The 524-nt window shown below is 55.3% G+C and carries 1 protein-coding gene; it reads left to right on the forward strand.

Annotation, left to right across the window (positions count from 1 at the left end; genetic code table 11):
- Positions 1–524 (forward strand): EF-Tu C-terminal domain-related protein (locus MB824_RS10790; protein WP_255778761.1); only part of this gene is annotated, 524 nt, incomplete at both ends.

The raw sequence follows: 524 nt of genomic DNA on the forward strand, positions 1-524 counted from the left end.
GCCGTAGACAAACCCTTCCTGCTGCCGATCGAAGACGTATTCTCCATCTCCGGCCGCGGTACCGTAGTAACCGGCCGCGTAGAGCGCGGTATCATCCACGTTGGCGATGAAATCGAAATCGTCGGTTTGAAAGAAACCCAAAAAACCACCTGTACCGGTGTTGAAATGTTCCGCAAACTGCTGGACGAAGGCCAGGCAGGCGACAACGTCGGCGTACTGCTGCGCGGTACCAAACGCGAAGAAGTCGAGCGCGGTCAAGTATTGGCCAAACCCGGCAGCATCACCCCCCACACCAAATTCAAAGCCGAAGTATACGTACTGAGCAAAGAAGAAGGCGGTCGCCATACCCCGTTCTTCGCCAACTACCGTCCCCAGTTCTACTTCCGTACCACCGACGTAACCGGTGCCGTTACTTTGGAAGAAGGCGTGGAAATGGTAATGCCCGGTGAAAACGTAACCATTACCGTAGAACTGATCGCCCCGATTGCCATGGAAGAAGGTCTGCGTTTCGCCATCCGCGAAGG

It is taken from the genome of Kingella pumchi (genome assembly GCF_022288825.1).
Taxonomy (GTDB): domain Bacteria; phylum Pseudomonadota; class Gammaproteobacteria; order Burkholderiales; family Neisseriaceae; genus Kingella_D; species Kingella_D pumchi.